Annotated in this window: 5 protein-coding genes and 1 pseudogene; all 6 read right to left on the reverse strand. The window is 51.6% G+C overall.

Annotated features, from left to right (window positions below; all coding sequences use genetic code 11):
* Positions 1 to 1,706 (reverse strand): OmpA family protein (locus EAE89_RS22225; RefSeq protein ID WP_214086603.1); only part of this gene is annotated, 1,706 nt, incomplete at its 3' end.
* 10 nt (positions 1,707 to 1,716) lie between these two features.
* Positions 1,717 to 2,367: a type VI secretion system protein TssL, short form gene (tssL, locus tag EAE89_RS22230; protein ID WP_054481596.1), complete on the reverse strand. Its 651-nt coding sequence runs from the start codon at positions 2,365 to 2,367 to the stop codon at positions 1,717 to 1,719.
* Entirely contained in the window at positions 2,364 to 3,722 is a 1,359-nt protein-coding gene (tssK, locus tag EAE89_RS22235; RefSeq protein WP_054481594.1) for a type VI secretion system baseplate subunit TssK, read from the reverse strand. Before tssK ends, tssL begins: the two co-directional genes overlap by 4 nt.
* A gap of 19 nt (positions 3,723 to 3,741) precedes the next feature.
* A pseudogene (locus EAE89_RS22240) lies at positions 3,742 to 3,930 on the reverse strand (type VI secretion system contractile sheath large subunit); the annotation flags it as partial.
* Positions 3,931 to 4,039: 109 nt separating this feature from the next.
* Positions 4,040 to 4,282 carry a hypothetical protein gene (locus tag EAE89_RS22250; RefSeq protein ID WP_422615522.1) on the reverse strand — a complete coding sequence of 81 codons (243 nt, stop codon included), beginning with the start codon at positions 4,280 to 4,282 and terminating at the stop codon, positions 4,040 to 4,042.
* A gap of 57 nt (positions 4,283 to 4,339) precedes the next feature.
* Positions 4,340 to 4,770: T6SS phospholipase effector Tle1-like catalytic domain-containing protein (locus tag EAE89_RS22255; RefSeq protein ID WP_479687602.1), on the reverse strand; the 431-nt coding region annotated here is incomplete at its 5' end.

Below are 4,770 nucleotides of genomic sequence, written 5' to 3' on the forward strand. Positions count from 1 at the left end.
GCCTGCACCGGCGACGTTGTTGTTGATAAAGAGCCTGACACTTGTTGCAGTCGCTGGCAGGCGACTGCGTTAGGTACCAGACGGATTTCAACTCTGCGGTTGGCAGCACGCCCCGCAGCCGTTGAATTGGTGGCGACCGGCCGCGTTGCACCTTCGCCTTGGACGGTAAAGCAAGCGAGCGGAATATCGCTGGTTTGTAATAGCCAGTCGCGTACCGCTTCCGCCCGCGCCAGTGATAACGCACGGTTTTTTTCAGTATCGCCAGTGGAATCGGTATAGCCGGTGATCACAATCAGCCAGCCGGGTTTGGCTTTGATATCCATCAACGCGTTCACCAGAACTTTGGCAGATCCCGCTTTAAGACGGGACTGTCCAACGTCGAATAATGACATGCTGTTAAGACTCAACGTCTGCGGCAGCACTTTATCTTTCTTCGGCAACGCAGGCGGTGATACCGGTAATACCGCATGGTTGATGACATCCATCAATGGCGCATAAAGGTGATCCCCCAAATACAGCCCCAGTCCCAAACGCACCGGTTCACCGTCCCGATGATATTTCTCCAGCAATGCCACGTTGCGCTTGAGTTGATGGTAAGCCTGCACTTTGGCACCACCGTCTTCCATGCTAATAGCGTGGTAATGTTGTAAATCACTGCGTATCTGCCGTAACAAACGCTGGTTATTCCAGGCACTGGCCGTTAATGCCAGACAAGTAAATCCAGTCAGCAAGCCAATCGTCCAAAGTACCGCGCGCCGACGCGGTGAATAGCCGTCATAACATGGCAACAAACGCAGCATTGCATCAGGAAATGGCAGTACACCTGCGGCACCAGAGATGCTGTGGCTGATGCGGGGTAAAGTTGTATGAGCGATTAGCCATTTCGTCCAAAGATTATTTGCCTGCGGAGTTTGGGGCAAAAACCTCACTGCCATTGCTATAGGATGACAAGGCTGGCTGGTTAGATCTGGCGACTGGCACTCGCTCAGAACGTTTTCCACCATCCAACGTTGCCATGCCGCAACCGCAACTGCCTGTTGTAAACGTACAACGCGCGGCTGTGTATCTCCTTCTGTCAACCAGATATTCATCCCAATGGCGTCATGTTTCTCGCAACAGACTGTCATCATCGGACGGCCTGCCTGCAATTCGAACCACGGGCTAATATCACCATCAAGATAACCTGCGATTAACACAGGTGTACGACAGGCGGTTAGTTGCGCAACACAAGCAACCTGATAACGAAACTCCCGGATCTGTGCGGTCATTACCGCCTGATCCTGTTGCTGCTCTGGGAAGAGTGTTAATAGCACGCTGATCTGAGTACACCAGTCAGGTCTGGCCGTAATAATGGCTTCCACCAGCACGCTCATCTCACTTTGTCGCGGTACGCAGATAAAACAGCCCTGTGGCGTGATGCGCAGCGGTTCTCCTGCAAATAGGGTTGTCACACTCTCACCACAGGTCAGCACCACTGGCTGACGCCACGAAGCCGCAGGCAGTGCCGCCAGCAAACAATAAACACTGTCTTGGTGGGACATTTCACGCATAGCGCGTCCTGTCCGCCGCCAAGCAATGATCGCTATCACCAGAATGACACATAGCCACAATGCAACAGACACCTTTCCCAACGGGAAGAACCCGCACAGCACCGCAGCCAAAGCGCAAGCCAGAACCCATAGCGCTCGTCTTAATGCACAACTCAATTTACTCTCCTTAGCCTTGCCCAACAGACAGACATTGCTGAAGATAGAAATGCAGGCCCAACCACATCAAAGCTATCACGCCCACTGCCTGACACCCCCAGAACCACAGGGAGCGTGAACGCCAGAATCGCCTCTGATGACAATGTGAGTTTACCCGTATCATTTGATGTGGTTGCACCACCATTTCCCCCGCACGCTGAGTCAATACATCCAGTAATGACTGGCGTTCCTGTGCAATCTGTTCGTTATCCCCCCCCTGAAAACCCAGTGCTAATACGCGTTGGAAACAAGTCAGTACCATCAAGGAAGGTTGCGATTGCTTCAATACCTGACGGATACGTTCAAACAACCGTTCCCCGGCATGATGAGTATTAAAAAATCGCGTCTGCAACAGCGTTTTCGACCAAGTATCATGACCATTATCCCGGCCAGGGCGGCTGAGTACGGTTTCATCCAGCAATGCACATAAGGCATAGATCACGTGGGTGATGTTATCTTGGCTAACATCACTTTCACTTAGCTGCTGCTGTGCCGTTTCTATCAACGCAACCCCTTTTTGATATAACGCCTCACCCTGCGCCGATTTATCACCGTTTCTCAGTGCAATCACCAATATTCCAATGTCAAGCATCAGGTCGTCGATTGAGATCATTTTGTTCATGAACGTAATACCGCAAATAGTTCTAACTGAACGCCCGATAATGTACCGGGCACATAGAAGGCACAGTTCCCCGCCTCCAGCATGGCTTTAGCCAACGGATTATTCAGATCGAAAGCAAAATACTGATTTTCCAACCGCAATGGGATCGCGGCTGGCACATGACTTAGTGGACGTAAAGGAACGCCGCTTAATGAACGGTTAATCAACCGGTCAATATCATCGGGTGCCCCTACTTTACACAAATGCGGAAACTGGGTTTGCAGCTGGTGTGCCGGTATCGACGAGCGCACAGAGAGATAGAAATCGGCCTCTTCGCACAAGCGTCTATCGTGAAATGAGGCTTTCCACTGATTCTCGCGTACAACTTCCAGTTCAATAGCAATCACCCTTGATGGCAATCTGGCTTCAAGCAAAGTGCTAATCAGCTGCATTAGAGGCGGAAAAACATCACGTAACTGATCGTGTTGATAAACGGGGATCGCGTCGAGATCATGATCCAACGAGAATGTCAGCAACGCTCCTGCTAACTTCACCATTTCACGGTAGATGATTTCCGGGTGCAATGCGGGTCCAGCCTTAAAATCATTCAGCACCGGCTCATAGCTATTGAGTGCATTCAGCAACCAGAACAGCGACACATCAGCGACAGCGAAGTCGGCCATCCGTTGATTACTTTCACGGCGCATCCCCATTAGACGCGTACGCTTAGCACGTAGCTGAATTAGCAACAGATCGAGCTGTTCCAGCAGTGGCGGATGAGCGGCGAAAGAGAGCAGCGGGGGAATAAAGCTATTATCAAGCGTCCAACCTGCCTGCCCGTCACGTACCAAACGTGCCAGAGGACACGTCAAATAATCGCCATTTTCATCATGCTTAAAGCGCAGAGAAAATGCGTAGCGCTCAACCGCAATCGACTCACTCGCATCACCGAATCTGTCCTGTATTTCAACCCACTCTTGCTGATAACGCAGCGGCGATTGTCCTGGCATTGCCTCTTCACTGCTCTGACGGCAGTTGCCGCCATTAGCATGTTCCAACGGTAATGCCAGTAATACCTCAACCGCATGCAAATCCTCCGGTATAACCTTCTGCAAATCGCAAGCCGCTGGCAGATTGTCAGCATGATCGGTGTCAATCAGCGTTCCATCCTGTAACCGGACTCTGAGATGCTGAACTTTCAGTCGGTTTAAGCGCAGTGCATCCTGATCAAACTGAATGTCCAACACTCCCCAAGGATGGATCAGTCCCAGATGGGCAATGCAATCCTTCGTCAATGCCTCCCAGCTTGCCTGTTGCTGAAATTGTTGAGGTGCCAAAAAGGCATCCTCAATCCAGAGAGGACGTAAAATTTTCATCATAACCCCCAGTGAATGATTACTCTTTCGCCTTCGGCATCTGAGAAACCAAAGACAGATTGACGTCAAGCCCTTCGACCTGAAAGTGTGGCACCGCATACAGCCTGACCCGGAAGAATCCCGGGTTGTCGTCAATATCCTCAACGATCACTCGCGCTTCACGCAGTGGATGCGAAGCTTGCAGATCGTCAGATGGATCGGTCAGCTTGCCAGTACTGTTGTCCGTTGGAATATGCAGCGCATGTTCCAGCGCCACAATTTCGATGCTGCCTTCACTATTCTGTACATCGACAGAACCTTTGATGTCCGCACCACCGTCATCTTTCAACCACAAATAAGCGGGGATAGCCATAATATGACGCCTGTTTTTGAGTGTGTGAGGTCGCCTGCACCGGCGACGTTGTTGTTGATAAAAAGCCGGGTACGGTTTGCGGTCGCTGGCAGGCGACTGCATTAGGTACCAGACGGATTTCAACTCTGCGGTTGGCAGTACGCCCCGCAGCGGTTGAATGGGTGGCGATCGGGCGCGTTGCGCCTTCGCCAATGACAACACCCGGCAATGGTGGTCATTCCACAACAGTTACACCTGACCGGATCGCCCTGACGGATCACGTTCTTCATTGCTCAGGCCCTCCTCGCGGGGGCAGTTCCAGAATCTTGCCGGCCCAACGCGCTTTGAGCTTCTCTTTGGCGATTTGCATGCGTCGTGCTTCGATAAACTGTCTCTGCTGACGGGTCACCTCACCCACATTATGGGTGAATGCTTTCGTCTGCTCCGCGTCCGGTAACATGGGAATAAGTTCTTGGGTGGATAAATCGTGTACGCTCACTTCCAGCTGCGTGGCGTGAGTTTCGTTGATGGCATTCGCCATCATGTTGCCGATTTTTTTCCGTTTGAAGATAAACAAAGCACAGCCAACCGGTGCCATTGCCCCAACCACATTGCAGTCCACCGTCAAAAGCGACAGGGGTTTATTACACATTGTGCCGAAGTAAATCACCCGGTAACGGAAATAACCGCCCTCCGGCTCACGCGTATCCAGCGTAG

This window comes from Photorhabdus heterorhabditis, assembly GCF_018448905.1.
GTDB classification, from domain to species: domain Bacteria; phylum Pseudomonadota; class Gammaproteobacteria; order Enterobacterales; family Enterobacteriaceae; genus Photorhabdus; species Photorhabdus heterorhabditis.

What these genes read in the sequence shown, in the direction of transcription:
- tssK (WP_054481594.1), bottom strand. Translation starts at nt 3,722, where the DNA reads ATGAAAATTTTACGTCCTCTCTGGATTGAGGATGCCTTTTTGGCACCT.
- tssL (WP_054481596.1), bottom strand. Translation starts at nt 2,367, where the DNA reads ATGAACAAAATGATCTCAATCGACGACCTGATGCTTGACATTGGAATA.